This window comes from Pseudomonas sp. JL27(2026) (genome assembly GCF_056933555.1).
The window spans coordinates 1,511,008-1,526,187 of sequence record NZ_CM167794.1; the positions used below are offsets into that span (position 1 = coordinate 1,511,008).

At 58.9% G+C, this 15,180-nt stretch carries 13 protein-coding genes and 1 tRNA gene; 10 read left to right on the forward strand and 4 right to left on the reverse strand.

What is annotated here, in order from left to right; all coding sequences use genetic code 11:
• Nucleotides 1-8 precede the first annotated feature (8 nt).
• Both AC1Z1G_RS06905 and AC1Z1G_RS06910 read left to right on the forward strand, forming a co-directional pair.
• Nucleotides 9-968, forward strand: a complete 960-nt coding sequence (locus tag AC1Z1G_RS06905) for a MucB/RseB C-terminal domain-containing protein (protein ID WP_483625939.1) — start codon at nucleotides 9-11, stop codon at nucleotides 966-968.
• Nucleotides 969-1,216: 248 nt separating this feature from the next.
• Nucleotides 1,217-2,644: a DegQ family serine endoprotease gene (locus AC1Z1G_RS06910; protein WP_483625941.1), complete on the forward strand. Its 1,428-nt coding sequence runs from the start codon at nucleotides 1,217-1,219 to the stop codon at nucleotides 2,642-2,644.
• Between the two features lie 63 nt (nucleotides 2,645-2,707).
• On the opposite strand, the gene AC1Z1G_RS06915 is transcribed toward AC1Z1G_RS06910, so the two are convergent.
• Nucleotides 2,708-4,141: a M48 family metalloprotease gene (locus AC1Z1G_RS06915; RefSeq protein WP_483625943.1), complete on the reverse strand. Its 1,434-nt coding sequence runs from the start codon at nucleotides 4,139-4,141 to the stop codon at nucleotides 2,708-2,710.
• A 97-nt stretch (nucleotides 4,142-4,238) separates the two neighbouring features.
• Here AC1Z1G_RS06915 and AC1Z1G_RS06920 point away from each other — a divergent pair, with 97 nt between their 5' ends.
• Entirely contained in the window at nucleotides 4,239-4,478 is a 240-nt protein-coding gene (locus AC1Z1G_RS06920) for a sulfurtransferase TusA family protein (RefSeq protein WP_347904588.1), read from the forward strand.
• A 110-nt stretch (nucleotides 4,479-4,588) separates the two neighbouring features.
• A complete protein-coding gene (locus AC1Z1G_RS06925) occupies nucleotides 4,589-5,659 on the forward strand; it encodes an AI-2E family transporter (protein WP_483625945.1) in 1,071 nt (356 codons plus the stop codon).
• Between the two features lie 126 nt (nucleotides 5,660-5,785).
• Here the strand turns inward: AC1Z1G_RS06925 and AC1Z1G_RS06930 are convergent, their stop codons facing one another.
• Nucleotides 5,786-6,259 carry a peroxiredoxin gene (locus AC1Z1G_RS06930; protein WP_483625946.1) on the reverse strand — a complete coding sequence of 158 codons (474 nt, stop codon included), beginning with the start codon at nucleotides 6,257-6,259 and terminating at the stop codon, nucleotides 5,786-5,788.
• Nucleotides 6,260-6,268: 9 nt separating this feature from the next.
• Entirely contained in the window at nucleotides 6,269-6,829 is a 561-nt protein-coding gene (locus AC1Z1G_RS06935; RefSeq protein ID WP_095080353.1) for a glycine cleavage system transcriptional repressor, read from the reverse strand.
• A 326-nt stretch (nucleotides 6,830-7,155) separates the two neighbouring features.
• Between AC1Z1G_RS06935 and dapA the strand changes: the two genes are divergently transcribed.
• The 6 genes from dapA (at nucleotide 7,156) to AC1Z1G_RS06965 (ending at nucleotide 11,954) form a co-directional block, all read left to right on the forward strand.
• Nucleotides 7,156-8,034: a 4-hydroxy-tetrahydrodipicolinate synthase gene (dapA, locus tag AC1Z1G_RS06940; RefSeq protein WP_483625948.1), complete on the forward strand. Its 879-nt coding sequence runs from the start codon at nucleotides 7,156-7,158 to the stop codon at nucleotides 8,032-8,034.
• A gap of 17 nt (nucleotides 8,035-8,051) precedes the next feature.
• Nucleotides 8,052-9,167 (forward strand): outer membrane protein assembly factor BamC, encoded by a 1,116-nt coding sequence (bamC, locus tag AC1Z1G_RS06945; RefSeq protein WP_483625949.1) that lies wholly within the window; start codon nucleotides 8,052-8,054, stop codon nucleotides 9,165-9,167.
• Nucleotides 9,168-9,171: 4 nt separating this feature from the next.
• Nucleotides 9,172-9,930 (forward strand): MBL fold metallo-hydrolase, encoded by a 759-nt coding sequence (locus AC1Z1G_RS06950; RefSeq protein WP_483625951.1) that lies wholly within the window; start codon nucleotides 9,172-9,174, stop codon nucleotides 9,928-9,930.
• A 28-nt stretch (nucleotides 9,931-9,958) separates the two neighbouring features.
• Nucleotides 9,959-10,672, forward strand: coding sequence for a phosphoribosylaminoimidazolesuccinocarboxamide synthase (gene purC, locus AC1Z1G_RS06955; protein WP_483625953.1), 714 nt, complete (start codon nucleotides 9,959-9,961; stop codon nucleotides 10,670-10,672).
• 83 nt (nucleotides 10,673-10,755) lie between these two features.
• Nucleotides 10,756-10,845: transfer RNA gene (locus AC1Z1G_RS06960), tRNA-Ser, on the forward strand.
• A 137-nt stretch (nucleotides 10,846-10,982) separates the two neighbouring features.
• Nucleotides 10,983-11,954, forward strand: coding sequence for a type VI immunity family protein (locus tag AC1Z1G_RS06965; protein ID WP_483625955.1), 972 nt, complete (start codon nucleotides 10,983-10,985; stop codon nucleotides 11,952-11,954).
• 142 nt (nucleotides 11,955-12,096) lie between these two features.
• Here AC1Z1G_RS06965 and AC1Z1G_RS06970 read toward each other — a convergent pair whose 3' ends face one another.
• Nucleotides 12,097-15,027, reverse strand: coding sequence for a TonB-dependent receptor (locus tag AC1Z1G_RS06970; RefSeq protein ID WP_483625957.1), 2,931 nt, complete (start codon nucleotides 15,025-15,027; stop codon nucleotides 12,097-12,099).
• Nucleotides 15,028-15,180 lie beyond the last annotated feature (153 nt).

Genomic DNA, 15,180 nt, shown 5'->3' on the forward strand with positions numbered 1-15,180 from the left:
GGAGGATCATGCGCGCCATACCTCTACTTTCGCTTCTGCTCGGTGGCTGGTTTGCTGTTCCAGCCTACGCCGATGAGGCCCAGGACTGGTTGAACCGTCTAGGGCAGGCTGAGCAACAGCAAAGCTTTCAAGGCACTTTTGTCTACGAGCGCAACGGTAGTTTTTCTACCCACAACATCTGGCATCGTGTCCAGGATGGCAAGGTCCGTGAGCGTTTGCTCCAGCTTGACGGATCGGCTCAGGAGGTCGTACGCATTGATGGGCATACTCAATGCGTCAGCGGCACCCTGGTTGCGGGGTTGGGTGATACACCAAACTCCTCTGCTCGTGCACTTGATCCACAAAAGCTCAAGAATTGGTATGAGCTTGCCGTCATTGGCAAGTCGCGTGTGGCCGGGCGTCCGGCCGTAATTGTGTCGTTGACGCCTCGTGATCAACACCGTTATGGCTTTGAGCTGCATCTGGATAGCCAGACCGGTTTGCCATTGAAGTCATTGCTGCTCAACGAAAAAGGCCAGTTGCTGGAGCGCTTCCAGTTTACTCAGCTTGATACTGCCGACGTTCCCTCGGATGCCGATCTTCAGGCCAGCCCTGACTGTAAGGTGGTTGCGCTGGACGCAGACAAGGCAGCTGCGGTGAAAACGGCTCAGGTATGGCATTCGGACTGGTTGCCGCCCGGCTTCGAGTTGGCCAGCAGTTCCGCGCACAAGGATCCCGAAACCAAAACGCAGGTCAGCAGCCTGATGTATGACGACGGGCTGGCGCGTTTTTCGGTGTTCCTTGAGCCTCTCAATGGTGCGACGGTGACCGATACCCGTACTCAGTTGGGCCCGACCGTTGCCGTTTCCCGTCGTCTGACGACCCCTGAAGGCGAGATGATGGTCACGGTGGTAGGCGAGATTCCGATTGGCACCGCTGAGCGAATTGCACTGTCCATGCGTTCCGGTAACACGACGGCCAAGCAGTGAGTCGACACGGTGATGCTCATCCATCGGCAGGTTAGTTGTGTAAGGGGTCAGCAATGTCCATCTCACAATTGAGACGCCGAAATGTTTGGTGAGCATTTCAGTTTGCAAAATTTCTTTAAATTTTCTATAGGTCAGAGCCTCACGGCTCTGGCCTTGTTTTGTTGTTCCCGGAACAAAAGTACCGTGGATCGTTGTCCGGTATTTGTTGTTTCCTATCGCTTAACCATGCTCGTCGTAACGGGAGCCGTATGTCGATACCACGTTTGAAGTCCTATTTATCCATTATTGCCGCCGTGCTAGTGCTCGGTCAGACGGTCGCAGCCCAGGCGGCCGATTTGCCTGACTTTACGCAATTGGTCGAGCAGGCCTCACCTGCCGTGGTGAACATCAGTACCACGCAGAAACTTCCGGACCGCAAGGTCTCCGATCAGATGCCGGATCTGGAAGGCTTGCCACCGATGTTGCGTGAGTTTTTCGAGCGCGGGATGCCGCCACAAGGGCGTCCGCCACGCGGTGATCGTCAGCGTGAAGCGCAGTCGCTGGGCTCGGGTTTCATCATCTCGCCTGATGGTTACATCCTGACCAACAACCATGTGATCGCCGATGCCGATGAAATCATCGTGCGTCTTGCCGATCGCAGTGAGTTGAAAGCCAAGTTGATCGGCACTGATCCGCGCTCCGATGTGGCGTTGCTCAAGGTCGAAGGCAAGGATCTGCCGGTGCTCAAGCTGGGCAAATCTCAGGATTTGAAAGCCGGGCAGTGGGTGGTGGCAATCGGTTCACCGTTTGGTTTTGACCATACCGTGACTCAGGGGATCGTCAGCGCCGTTGGTCGTAGCCTGCCGAACGACAACTATGTGCCGTTCATCCAGACCGACGTGCCGATCAATCCGGGTAACTCGGGTGGTCCGCTGTTCAACCTGGCCGGTGAAGTGGTCGGGATCAACTCGCAGATCTACACCCGTTCCGGTGGCTTCATGGGCGTGTCGTTTGCCATCCCAATCGACGTTGCCATGGACGTGTCGAACCAGCTTAAAAGCGGTGGCAAGGTCAGCCGTGGCTGGTTGGGTGTCGTAATCCAGGAAGTGAACAAGGACCTTGCCGAGTCCTTCGGTCTGGAGAAACCGGCCGGTGCGCTGGTTGCACAGATCCAGGAGGGTGGCCCGGCAGCCAAGGGTGGCTTGCTGGTGGGGGACGTTATTCTGAGCATGAACGGTCAACCTATCGTCATGTCTGCCGATTTGCCGCATCTGGTTGGCGCACTGAAGTCGGGTGCCAAAGCTGACCTTGAAGTGATTCGTGACGGTAAGCGCAAGAATGTCGAACTGACGGTCGGTGCTATCCCCGAAGAAGGTAAAGAGCTGGATGCGCTGCCGAAGTCCGGGGTTGAGCGCAGCAGTAATCGCTTGGGCGTGGCAGTGGTCGAGTTGACCGATGAGCAGAAGAAAACCTTCGACCTCAAAGGTGGCGTGGTCATCAAGGAAGTTCAGGACGGTCCTGCTGCCCTGATCGGCCTGCGTCCGGGTGACGTCATCACTCACCTGAACAATCAGGCCATCGATTCGACCAAGGAATTCATGGACATTGCCAAGGCGCTGCCCAAGAACCGTTCGGTGTCGATGCGGGTTCTGCGTCAGGGCCGTGCGAGTTTCATTACGTTCAAACTGGCCGAGTAAATCGGTTGTACGCTGAATAGAAAAACGCCTCGAAAGAGGCGTTTTTTTTGACTGGAATAAACCTCAGCCCATCATGTCCTTGATCATGCGCTCTTGCTCCATGAGCTCTCTTTGGCGGGCGTCGATGCGTGACGACAGCGGGAAGTTGCTACCCGCACGGCGTTTGGCGAAGTCCAGTTGCTGGATGGCCTGACGGTAGTCGCCAACCAGTGCGAAGTACTCGGCGCGAGCCTGGTGCAGGCCAATGATGTTGCCAGACAGGCCACGGGTTTCTGCCACCATGTACCACACGTCCGGATCGTCAGGGCGCGTCTTGAGCAGCGCTTCAAGCGCTTTCTCGGCGTCAGCCGGACGGTTCTGCTTGAGCAGCAAATCAACACGAACCTGATTCAGCGGATAGTTGCCCGGATACTGGGTGAGCATCCGGTCGACGCGAGACTGCGCATCGGGCAAGCGGCTGTTGGTGATGTCCAGGTCGACCTGTGCCAGGTTGTAGATGATTTCGTTGGGAGACTTGGCCAGCAGTTGCTTGAGGTTTTCACGTGCCTCATTCAATTGGCCGCCCTTGATCTGGGCAATCGCGAGGCCATAACGTGCCACATCGTTTTTCGGGTTTTCATCGAGCTGGGCACGGAAGCGCTTGGCGCCCAGGCCTGGGGTTTCTTCGTAGATCAGTTGAACCCGCGCGCGGATCAACTGATAACGCATGCTGTCCTCGATACCGCCCGGTTTTGCCTGTTCGGCGCGGTTGCGGGTGTCGGCGATCCGGGATTCGGTGACCGGGTGAGTCAGCAGGAATTCCGGTGGCTTGGCGTCGAAACGATACTGGCGCATCAGCCGTTCAAACATGGTGGGCATCGAGCGAGGGTCGTAACCGGCCTTTTCCAGATTGAGGATGCCGATACGGTCGGCTTCCTGCTCGTTCTGCCGTGAGAAGCGCCGCTGTTCCTGGATGGCGGCCGCCTGCGTGCCTGCGATGGTCGCGATGCCGGCATCCCCGGCGCCGGCTGCGGCAATGACGATACCGGCCAGCAGGGCAGCCATCATTGGCACTTGCATGCGCTGCTGGGCCTCAACGCCTCGGGCAAAGTGACGTTGCGACAGGTGAGCCAGTTCGTGAGCCAGCACCGAGGCGTACTCGCCCTCGGTTTGAGCGTTCAGAAACAAGCCGCCGTTGACCCCGACAATCCCGCCAGGAGCGGCGAAGGCATTGAGTTGCGGGCTGTTGATCAGGATGAACTCCAGGCGCCGGTCGGTGACCTGGCTGGTCTCCACCAGTTTATAGACGCTGGATTCGACGTAGTCCTTGAGCTGGGGGTCGTTGAGTTGTGACACCTGGCTGCGCAGCATCGCGAGCCAGGCACGGCCCAATTGGTATTCCTGCTGTGGCGAGACGATGGCTGAACTGGCATCACCGAGTGACGGCAAGTCGTCGGCGAAGCCTGGTGAGGCGAGCAGGCAAGCGAGCGTCAGCAGGGTAGGGCGCAGAAAAGTCATGCACAAAGCCTTAGAAGACAAAGACCTTACTGTAGCCGGACACTTGCCTTGCGACCAGATATTCTAGGCGTCTCAATCACCTGAACGGAGTGAAGCAATGACCGACGCTGTAGAGCATGACGCCGAACTGGACGCCAGCGGTCTGAATTGTCCGTTGCCACTGCTCAAGGCCAAGCTGGAACTCAATCGCCTGGCCAGCGGTGCGGTGCTCAAGGTGACAGCCACTGACGCCGGGTCCCAGCGCGATTTCCGCACCTTTGCCCGTTTGGCTGGTCATACGCTGCTTCGCGAAGAAGATGACGCCGGTGTTTATCGCTACTGGCTGAAAAAGGCCTGAGCCTTGCAGGTTATGCCAGTCAGTTAAACGAAATCCTTGTGGGAGCGAGCCTGTTTCGTGCTCTAACTGACCGGCATTAGTCTTGCAGGCTCTCTTTTTAAGGAACATTGATGTTTAAAGTGTTGCGCGACTGGATCCAGCGTTACTTCTCTGATGAAGAGGCGGTGGTGCTGGCAGTTCTGTTGATTTTGGCCTTCACGGCAGTGCTCACCCTGGGCGGTATGCTTGCGCCCGTGCTGGCGGGGATGGTGCTGGCTTACTTGATGCAGGGGCTGGTCGTGACCCTGGAGCGTTTGCGCGTGCCCGGCGGCGCAGCGGTCGGTTTGGTGTTCGCGCTGTTCATGGGCCTGTTGCTGGTGTTCATCGTGGTGGTGGTGCCGTTGCTTTGGCATCAATTGATTACGCTGTTCAACGAGCTGCCGGGGATGCTCGCCAAGTGGCAATCGCTGTTGTTGCTGTTACCGGAGCGTTATCCGCACCTGGTGTCTGATGAGCAGGTGTTGCAGGCGATTGAAGTCGCGCGGGGTGAAATCGGCAAATTCGGACAGTGGGCGCTGACCTTTTCACTCTCCAGCCTGCCGCTGGTGGTGAACATCATGATCTATCTGGTGCTGGTGCCGATCCTGGTGTTTTTCTTTCTCAAGGACCGGGAGATGATCGGTCAATGGGTGCGTGGCTATCTGCCCCGTGAGCGCGCGCTGATTACACGGGTCGCCCAGGAGATGAATCGGCAGATCGCCAATTACATTCGCGGCAAGGTCATGGAGATGTTCATTTGCGGCGGCGTGACGTACATCGCCTTCGTTGCCCTGGGGCTCAACTATGCGGCATTGCTGGCGCTGCTGGTCGGCGTGTCGGTGGTGGTGCCGTATGTCGGGGCGGTGGTGGTGACCGTGCCGGTGCTGCTGATTGCGCTGTTCCAGTGGGGCTGGAGCGATCAGTTCATCTATTTGATGGCGGTCTACGGGATCATCCAGACGCTGGACGGTAACGTGCTGGTGCCGCTGCTGTTCTCCGAAGCGGTGAACCTGCATCCGGTGGCGATCATCTGCGCTGTGTTGCTGTTCGGCGGGCTGTGGGGCTTTTGGGGGGTGTTCTTTGCGATACCGCTGGCGACCCTGTTCAAAGCCGTACTGGATGCCTGGCCGCGCAAGGAGCCGATTGTTGCGCCGCTGCTGTAGAGGTAGATCCAGAATAATCGGCGGGGGGCACCCATTCGCGAGCAAACCCGCTCCCACAGGTTCAGCGAAAATTCCTGTGGGAGCGGGCTTGCTCGCGAAGGCGTCAATGAAAACGCCGCAATAACATCAGGCTTTGTTCAGCACCTGCGCTGCCGCCAGAACCGCATCCACATGGCCGGGCACCTTCACGCCGCGCCATTCCTGACGCAGCACGCCGTCCTTGTCGATCAGGAAAGTGCTGCGATCCACGCCCAGGTATTCCTTGCCATAGAGCTTTTTCAGCTTGATGACATCGAACAGTTGGCAGATGGCCTCGTCCTTGTCGCTGATCAACTCGAACGGGAACGCTTGTTTGCACTTGAAGTTCTCGTGGGACTTCAGGCTGTCGCGGGACACGCCGAACACTTCGGTATTGGCCGCCTGGAACTGCGCGTATTGATCGCGAAAGCCCTGGCCTTCTGTGGTGCAGCCTGGCGTGCTGTCCTTCGGATAGAAGTAAATCACCACTTGCCGGCCTTTAAGGGCGGCCAGGCTGACAGTCTGCCCGCTGGTGGCAGGCGCTTCGAAGTTGGCGACGGGTTGGTCGATAGCAACGGCCATGGAGCTTCCTTACATTGGGTTCTGTGGGCGCCACGGTTCGATCAGCGCATCCAGGTTCAGCGCATCGGCGAAATCCAGGAACTGATCGCGCAGCCAACTGATTTGCACGCCGGCCGGCAGGGTCACGGTGAACGTGGCGTTGAGCATGGTGCCGCCGGTCTGCGGGGCCTGATAGGTGTCACAGGTCAGGTTTTCCAGCTCGACGTTGTGGTCGATAAAGAACTGGCACAGCTCGTTGACGATGTCGGAGCGGTAGGCCGAGCTGACATACGCCACGTACGGCAGGGCTTGCGGGCGGTTTTCCAGTGCCGCGCTGCGCACCACGTTGACGGTGAAGGCGTGCTTCTTGGCCAGGCTCGGCAGGCCGGCTTCCAAGCGGGCGAGGGCGTCCCAACTGCCGGAGATCTCCAGGATCAACGCGCTGCACTCGCCATGGCGAGTCAGGCGGGAAGTCACGACGGCGCAGCGATTTTCGTGGCTGGCGCGGCACAGGACGTTAGTCAGCTCCATGGGGTTGGCGCCGAGGGCACTGATGACAAGGAATTGTTCGCGAACTGTGGGGGTGGACATGCAGCATTCCTAAAGCGATGAGCGGTCGGTACTGTACCGGCTTTTTGCTGGGGGTGAGCCTGCGCAGACGCATTCAGAAAACCCGAGCCAGACAGTTGTAGCGCTCTGCAGTGTAGCGAGAACGCGGCTGGCAATGCGGGATCGGGGCTTATGATGCCGAAAATGAAGGCTGGAACCCGGCCTGATAGCTGGTCAGTTACCGATCAAAGTCTGAAGGGTAGCGAAAACCAGCGCTCAGGGGAATGGCGCGCGCGCAGTACTTCGCTTGTACAAGCATCTTGGCGCCAGTACCATTACCGCTCTCTTTTTCCGGCAGGAGCGGTTGCATGATTGCGGGCAGTATGGTGGCACTGGTCACACCCATGGATGCACAGGGGCGTCTCGACTGGGACAGCCTGAGCAAACTGGTGGACTTTCACCTGCAAAACGGCACCCACGCTATCGTGGCCGTCGGCACCACAGGTGAATCGGCCACCCTGGACGTGAACGAACACATCGAGGTGATTCGTCGCGTGGTCAAGCAGGTCGCAGGGCGCATCCCGGTGATCGCCGGCACGGGCGCCAATTCGACGCGCGAAGCCATCGAACTGACCACCAATGCGAAAACCGCCGGCGCCGATGCGTGCCTGCTGGTAACCCCGTATTACAACAAGCCGACGCAAGAAGGCCTGTACCAGCACTTCAAGACCATCGCCGAAGCCGTCGACATCCCGCAGATCCTTTACAACGTGCCTGGTCGCACTGCCTGTGACATGCAGGCCGAGACGGTGATCCGCCTGTCGACCGTGAAAAACATCATCGGTATCAAGGAAGCCACGGGCGATCTTTCGCGCGCCAAGGCGATCCTGGACGGTGTCAGCAAGGATTTCCTGGTGATTTCCGGTGACGACGCCACCGCAGTCGAGCTGATCCTGCTGGGCGGTAAAGGCAACATTTCGGTGACTGCCAACGTAGCGCCGCGTGAAATGAGTGACCTGTGCACCGCAGCCCTGAAGGGCGATGCCGTGACTGCCCGGGCGATCCACGAAAAACTGATGCCGCTCAATAAAACCCTGTTTATCGAATCCAACCCTATCCCCGTGAAATGGGCCCTGCATGAAATGGGCTTGATGCCGGACGGTATCCGTCTGCCGCTCACCTGGCTCAGCGAAGCCTGTCACGAACCGCTGCGACAGGCCATGCGCCAGTCCGGCGTATTGGTTTAATTGAGGAAGTACAACGCATGAAGCGAATGGCCGGACTTTCCGCACTTGCCTTGATTATCTCCAGCACCAGTGGCTGCGGATGGGTCTGGGGCCCGGAAGGTTACTTCCGTGACCGTGGTAGCGATTACCTGGAAGCGCAACAGACTGCACCGATGCAACTGCCGCCGGACGTCAGCACCTCCAAGCGCCTGGACCCGTTGTTGCCGATCCCGCGCAACGTGGCAGACGACACCGTCAAGGGTGAATACGAAGTGCCACGTCCGCAGCCACTGTCGGCGCTGGCCGATGCCAGTGACTACAGCCTGCAAAAGAGCGGCGACTCGCGCTGGGTCATGGCGCAGCACCCACCGGCCGAAGTCTGGCCCGTGGCCGTGCAGTTCTTCCAGGACAACGGTTTCCGTCTGGATGAACAGCGTCCGCAAACCGGCGAGTTCACCACGTCCTGGCAGCGTCCTGACGAGTTGTCGTCGGCAGTCACCAAGCGTCTGACTTCTGCTGGCGTGGCATCTGATAGCGAAACCCGCGTGCGGGTGCGCATCGAGCCAGGCGTGCAGCGCAATACCAGTGAAGTCTACGTGGTCAGCGCCGAGCGTCCTGCCGGCAGCACCGCCGACGTCGCCTTCACCAACCGTTCGGTCAACACTGGCCTGGACGCTGCGCTGGTCGACGACATGCTGGCGAGCATGAGCCGTACTTCAGAGAAGGGCGGTTCTGTCTCCATGTTGGCCTCCCGTGATTTCGACACCCCGAACCGCGTCAGCCTGAGCGAAGACGGCAGCGGCAACCCGGTCCTCAACGTCGGTTCCGACCTGGACCGTGCGTGGTCGAGTGTCGGCCGTGCGCTGGAGAAGGGTGAGTGGCGCGTTGAAGACATCAACCGCAGCCTGGGCCTGTACTACATCAACCTCGCGGAAAAAGCCGAGAAGAAAAACGACGAGCCGGGTTTCCTGGGCAAGTTGTTCGGCAGCAAGCCTGCGAAGGAAGAAGTTGAAGCCCGTGCCGAGCGTTATCAGGTTCGCCTGAGCAAGGTTGGCGAGAACGTCCAGGTCACCGTCGAGAAAAACATCAACACCGTTGCACCGGCCGATGTGGCCCGCAAGGTGTTGGGCATGATTCAGGACAACCTGGGCTGATTCGATGCGTTTTGCCGTTCTCGGCAGCGGTAGCCAAGGGAACGGCACGCTGATAGCCAGCGACGATACGGTTGTACTGGTTGATTGTGGTTTCTCCCTGCGTGAAACCGAAAAACGCCTGTTGCGCCTGGGTGTCAACCCGACGCAACTGAGCGCGATACTGGTGACCCACGAACATGCCGACCACGTGCATGGCGTGGGTTTGCTGTCTCGGCGCTACAATCTTCCTGTCTACCTGAGTCGCGGCACCCTGCGCGGGATGCGCAAACCGATTGAACCGGCGGGCCTTCTGGCTGGCGGTGAGCAATTGCAGATCGGCAGCCTGAGCATCAGCGTCATCGCGGTGGCCCATGATGCGCAGGAACCGACGCAGTACGTCTTCAGCGATGGTCGGCGGCGCTTCGGCCTGCTGACGGACCTGGGCTCGTATTGCGCCACGGTGCTGGAGGGGTATCGCAACCTCGATGCGTTGATGATCGAAGCCAACCATTGCCGTGACAGGCTCGCCAGAGGTCACTACCCATCCTTTCTCAAGCAGCGGGTGGGCGGTGAACTGGGACATTTGAACAACCATCAGGCCGCAAGCCTGGTGGCCGAGTTGGGCTGGCAAGACCTGCAACACCTGGTTCTGGCCCACCTGAGCAGCAAGAACAACCTGCCGCAGCTGGCCCGGCAATGTTTTGTCGACACCCTCGGGTGCGACCCGGACTGGCTGCAATTGGCCGATCAAGATTCAGGGCTCGACTGGCGAGATATCGCCTAGCCCATCAACTTAGCAAGCGGAGCCCATCATGGAAAAACGTGAAGAACTCTACCGCGGCAAAGCCAAGTCGGTTTACAAGACCGATGACGCTGACCGCTTGATCCTGCTGTTTCGCAACGACACCTCGGCGTTCGACGGCAAGCGCATCGAGCAGCTCGACCGCAAAGGCATGGTGAACAACAAGTTCAACGCCTTCATCATGCAGAAACTCGAAGCCGCCGGCGTGCCGACCCAATTCGACAAACTGCTGGGCGACAACGAGTGCCTGGTGAAGAAACTCGACATGATCCCGGTCGAGTGCGTCGTGCGTAACTACGCCGCCGGCAGCCTGGTCAAGCGCCTGGGCGTTGAAGAAGGCATGAAGCTCAACCCTTACACCTTCGAACTGTTCCTCAAGGACGATGCCAAGGGCGACCCGTTCATCAACGAATCCCACGTCGTGGCATTCGGTTGGGGTACTGCTGAGCAACTGGTTCGCATGAAAGAACTGTCGCTCAAGGTCAACGAAGTGCTGAGTAAGCTGTTCGACGACGCCGGCCTGCTGCTGGTCGACTTCAAGCTTGAATTCGGCGTGTTCCACGATGGCAGCATCGTCCTGGGCGACGAATTCAGCCCGGACGGCTGCCGTCTGTGGGACAAGGCTACCGGCAAGAAAATGGACAAGGACCGCTTCCGTCAGGGCCTCGGTGACGTCATCGAAGCCTACGAAGAAGTCGCCAACCGCCTCGGCGTACCGCTGTAATCGACGCAAGCATCTGATAGCACGGAAAAAATTTCACTTGAGGGTTTGCTTCCTGTGAATGTGCTGTTATGATGCGCGCCGTTGGAGAGATGCCAGAGTGGCCGAATGGGACGGATTCGAAATCCGTTGTACTGGCGACAGTACCTAGGGTTCGAATCCCTATCTCTCCGCCATTATTTGAAAAGCCCCGAGCGCTTAACCGCCTCGGGGCTTTTTGCATGGGCGGGAAATGTGAGGAAGGCTTTGCGTGTCGCTTTCTCTCAGCGTTTTTGGCGGCGTTGGCGTGATCGCATGTTAAGGAAGACTTGTTATGAAGGGACTGGAGCAACTTGCAGGGCTTGCCCCTGATCTGGCCTTTGAATTGCCGGACGGGACCCCGGTAGTGAAGTTGGGGTTGATTGCGACCCTGTACTTCAAAGAAGGGTACACGACCCAAAACAAGCAAAAAGTCATGGAGTGCTTTGATCGCTTCTACAGCGAGTTCGGCTCAGAACTCAAAGCACAGTTCCGGGAACGACACAGCAAGCTGACCCCCGACAGTTTCAAAAAGAGCCGTGAGAAAATCCTGAAGACCGGCCCCCATGACCGGTATGAGTGGCAGATCTCCAGTGCTGTGAACGATCAGGAGGCCGAGACCTACGGTCTGGCGGTTCTGAACTCACAGGCGTTGCACGGTGACTCGACGCGTTCGTTTATCAAACTTGTGTTGCCCTGGACGTTTCTTGCGACTGCACAAGGGTTGGCTCGCTATCGTGACTGGCTGACTTACTTGTGCAATCAGGTCTGCGCGGACCATGGCTATGGTGGGCTGTCGACAATCCTGCCGTTTGACTTTGATTGTTACACGCACATTGAGTGTGAGCTGGCTCAACAGTATTCAGGGCTGGAGGTCGACTCTATGCCACACAGTCTTTCCATGCATTTGGTTGACCAGATCAAAGGGGCAAACTGGTACACGATCCTCTCGAAGACCTTCGTCGAGCGTCTGGGCGGGGAGGCAACTGTGCGCCAATTGCAGGGCTCCCGGAGTGATATCGACGTACTCAGTTACGACAACGGCCTGATTATTCGTGCAGGTGAGTACCCGGAGCTGGGGGCGCTTGCTGACGGGGTTCCAGCGACGTACGTGGCCGTCAGTAAAGTGGTGAAGCCGGTACGCAGTCCGGATCCTGTTCAACTTCACGGCCATTCGCCGTATGGCGCGAGCTTTGGAAAGGACAGTACCCGGCGGTGGTTCGCACGCTTTGACGAAGAGGGCGCCGAGACCGAGGCATCCTGTTGATGCAAGGCCCGCCCGGCGTGTTCCGGAGCGCTGGTGAACAACGCGACAGGCACTAACGACAAGCCCCCGTGATCAGGTGTGATGACGGGGGCTTTTTCGTGGGGCAAACACTGCGCCTGCCCGATCAGCAAACGGTGGCGCTTCAGAATTTCAGCGAGGCCGAGAGGCTTGATGTCCTGCCCGGTGCCGGCATCATGCTTTGCGACATCGGGTCCAGGTAGTACTGGTCGGTCAGGTTGTAAATATTGAAGCTGACCTTCAGTTCATCGTTGATCTGGTAGTCGGCGAAGTAGTCGTAGATCCGCGTGGACAGGTAATGCTGCTGTGGGGTGGTTGCGCCGACCTGCCAGGATTTGTCCAGCACGTACATCGGGCCGCTGTTGTAGAGCATGCGTATGCCGGTGGCCAGTTTTTGCTCGAACGCCTTGGCGCCCAGCACCATGTTGACGGTATAGCGCGGCGGGTTCTGGGTGTTGGTGTAGGAGCCCTGGAAGCCGCCAGGCGTGCAATCGGGGGTTTGCAGCTTTCCGCCATCGCGCAGGGCCTGGGCGAAGGCGCTGTCGCAGGTCTCGGCCTTGGTGTTGTAAACGTAAGACACGTCGGCGAATACCCAACGGCTGTCGTAGCTGCTGGTCAGTTCAAAGCCCTGGGTGGTGAAGCTGTCGACGTTGCGGATGTTCAGCTCGCCACCAAAACCGGCGGGCGCACTTTTGTTGTAGCGATAGTTGCGCGTGATCATGTTGTCGATGGTATTGCGAAAGTACGCCAGTTTGATTGCACCCTGGTCGTTGCTGAACAGCAGGTTGTTGCCATTGAGCGCGGTCCCCATTTCGAAGGTTTTCATTCGTTCAGGACGCAAGTCGTCGTTGGGGATGGCGGTCCAGTTGCCCATGGTGGTTTCGAACAGTGACGGCATGCGCAAACCCTGGGTGTAGGACACGTAGCTCATCAGGTGTTCGTTGAAGGTGTAGCTGACGCTGTAGGCCGGTGCGAAGCCGTGGCCGGACAGTTCGGTGTTCGGTGCAAAACCTGTGAACTCACGGGTCCAGGGTGTCCAGGGATAAGCCGGTAATGAATCCGGGCGTGACTCGATGATGGCTTGTCGATTGCGGTCGCGAATGCGATAGCCGCTGTAGCGCCCGCCGAGGGTGAACGTCAGGTCCTGGATGGGCTGGTAGTCCAGCGAGGTACTCAGGCTGTACTCGTGGCGGTTGGCGTCGCGCTCCACACGATTGTTTTGCCGATCGTCCTGATAGGGCGCACGGGTCGGATCGATGGTTTCGTACAGGTAGGACGTGCCATAGGTCAGGGTGAAATCGCCGCCACGGGTGTCGAAGCGGTTGATGTTGGTCAGGTCGGCGCCGACCTTGAGGTTACTCAGGTCCGATTTGAGCGCGGAGCGGTACTTTTCGCTTTGCTCGTCCTGGTAGCCCTGGCCGCGTTGAGGCGCATGGAAACCGGTGTTGTTGTACATAATGCTGCGGGCGAAAGTGGCCCACAGGTGGCCGTTCAGGTCGACATAGCGTGCCAGCGCGTCGTCCTCGGGGCGCCATTTGAAGTCGCTGGTGAGGGTGTGCAGCTTGATGTTGCCGGGTTTGAACTGAATCATCCGGTTGGCGTTGGTGTAGTCCTCCACCGGATCGAGAATTTCGCGTACGAAGCAGCCAGACGCATCCCACATGTTATTGCCATCCGGCACTGCTGCCGGCACGGCTGAGCAACGCTGGTAGTACTCGGGGCTGGCCCCCATCCACCAGGCCTGGTCGTAGCGATCGATGTCTTTCTTGAAATCACCCAGGGGCCAGGTGACGGTCGGCCCGGTGCGGCCGATCTGCGACGGCATGATTTCGCCGAAACTTGAATCCAGGTAGCGATAACCCAGCCCCAGTTCCAGGCCGTTGTCACGGTACAGCGTACCTTTGAGCAGGTACGAGGTGTTGTGGGTGCCGGAGTTCAGCACTTCCTCGCCTTCGTAATAGTTGCGCGCCACGGTATTGGCATCCACCAGGCCGCCGCCGCTGATGGTCGAGGTGTCATAGCGTTCACGGCCATGATCTCCGGCAAAGTAGTTGTTGCTGCTGCGCTCGGCGTAAGCGGCCACCACGTCGAAACTGTCGCCCTTGTGGGCGTAGGCCAGGCTGCGCGACCAATCGTGAGGGTTGAGCAGGTCATTGCGCTCAGTGCGCGGGTGGACCTGATACTGGTCCGGGATATCGCTGGTGCTGTTGTCGGACAGCGACCCGCGTACGCGAAAACCGCTGGTTTCGCCGGGTTTGAGGATGTCCTGGACAGTCAGCGTTTGCATCTCTACCGAGCCGCCGATGGCCCCGGCCGCGCCCGCGCCCAGGCTTGGCCCTTTGTTGACCGTGACGCTGCTGATCAGGTCAGGGTCGACATAGGCGCGCTGCGCGGTGCCTGCGTAACCGCGATAGACATCCAGCGATTGTTGGCTGCCGTCGACTTTGATCGGCACCCGGCCCTGGCCCTGGATACCCCTGATGTTGACCTCCATACCGCCACCATTGCGCCCGTCGGACGTGTGTACACCGGCAATACCGGCCAGCATGTCCGCGTTGGAGCGTCCACGAAAACGCTCCAGCTGTTCGAGGTTTCGGCTCACGGTGGATCGCGGGGCGTTGAAGTCTTTGAGCGCATCGGGCTCTGCCTCGCCGACGACGTTGGTGGCGTTGAGTTCCAGAGTGCCGGCGTTTTGAGGTTGTTTTTCGATGTGCACCTGGCCATCGTCATCGACCCGGGCGACCAGGCCGCTGCCCATCAGCAACTGGCGCAAGGCCTTGGCTGGCGAATACAGGCCCTGCAAGCCCGGCGACGGCTTACCGGCAGTGAGTCGGGCGTCCACGGCCAGCAACAGCCCGGCAACGTTGGCGAACTGGTTGAGCGCCTGGTCCAGAGTGCCAGAGGGGATGTCGTACTGACGAACCACCTGAATACCGGGCGTGGCGTGCGCCACGCCCGGTAACGCCCACGGAAGCGACACCAGCGCGCCACAAAGCAGACTGTTGCGCAGGGCCAGGCAGAGGGTGGATGGGCAGGGTGACGGCGTCTTCGGCATCCTGAAATGCTCCTTTTAAGAATGCTTATCAATTAGTTTCAAGAGCTAGCCCGAATGAAACGAAGAAACCGACAAAGGCTTTTCAAAAAAAGAGGAAAGGTTTTCTGAATACTTACAAGCACATGGACCACACTTGACGCGCCTGGGGAGGGT

Excerpts from the sequence above, each read along its gene's own strand:
- AC1Z1G_RS06905 (WP_483625939.1), top strand. The coding sequence starts at position 9 with ATGCGCGCCATACCTCTACTTTCGCTTCTGCTCGGTGGCTGGTTTGCT.
- AC1Z1G_RS06910 (WP_483625941.1), top strand. The coding sequence starts at position 1,217 with ATGTCGATACCACGTTTGAAGTCCTATTTATCCATTATTGCCGCCGTG.
- AC1Z1G_RS06915 (WP_483625943.1), bottom strand. The coding sequence starts at position 4,141 with ATGACTTTTCTGCGCCCTACCCTGCTGACGCTCGCTTGCCTGCTCGCC.
- AC1Z1G_RS06920 (WP_347904588.1), top strand. The coding sequence starts at position 4,239 with ATGACCGACGCTGTAGAGCATGACGCCGAACTGGACGCCAGCGGTCTG.
- AC1Z1G_RS06925 (WP_483625945.1), top strand. The coding sequence starts at position 4,589 with ATGTTTAAAGTGTTGCGCGACTGGATCCAGCGTTACTTCTCTGATGAA.
- AC1Z1G_RS06930 (WP_483625946.1), bottom strand. The coding sequence starts at position 6,259 with ATGGCCGTTGCTATCGACCAACCCGTCGCCAACTTCGAAGCGCCTGCC.
- AC1Z1G_RS06935 (WP_095080353.1), bottom strand. The coding sequence starts at position 6,829 with ATGTCCACCCCCACAGTTCGCGAACAATTCCTTGTCATCAGTGCCCTC.
- dapA (WP_483625948.1), top strand. The coding sequence starts at position 7,156 with ATGATTGCGGGCAGTATGGTGGCACTGGTCACACCCATGGATGCACAG.
- bamC (WP_483625949.1), top strand. The coding sequence starts at position 8,052 with ATGAAGCGAATGGCCGGACTTTCCGCACTTGCCTTGATTATCTCCAGC.
- AC1Z1G_RS06950 (WP_483625951.1), top strand. The coding sequence starts at position 9,172 with ATGCGTTTTGCCGTTCTCGGCAGCGGTAGCCAAGGGAACGGCACGCTG.
- purC (WP_483625953.1), top strand. The coding sequence starts at position 9,959 with ATGGAAAAACGTGAAGAACTCTACCGCGGCAAAGCCAAGTCGGTTTAC.
- AC1Z1G_RS06965 (WP_483625955.1), top strand. The coding sequence starts at position 10,983 with ATGAAGGGACTGGAGCAACTTGCAGGGCTTGCCCCTGATCTGGCCTTT.
- AC1Z1G_RS06970 (WP_483625957.1), bottom strand. The coding sequence starts at position 15,027 with ATGCCGAAGACGCCGTCACCCTGCCCATCCACCCTCTGCCTGGCCCTG.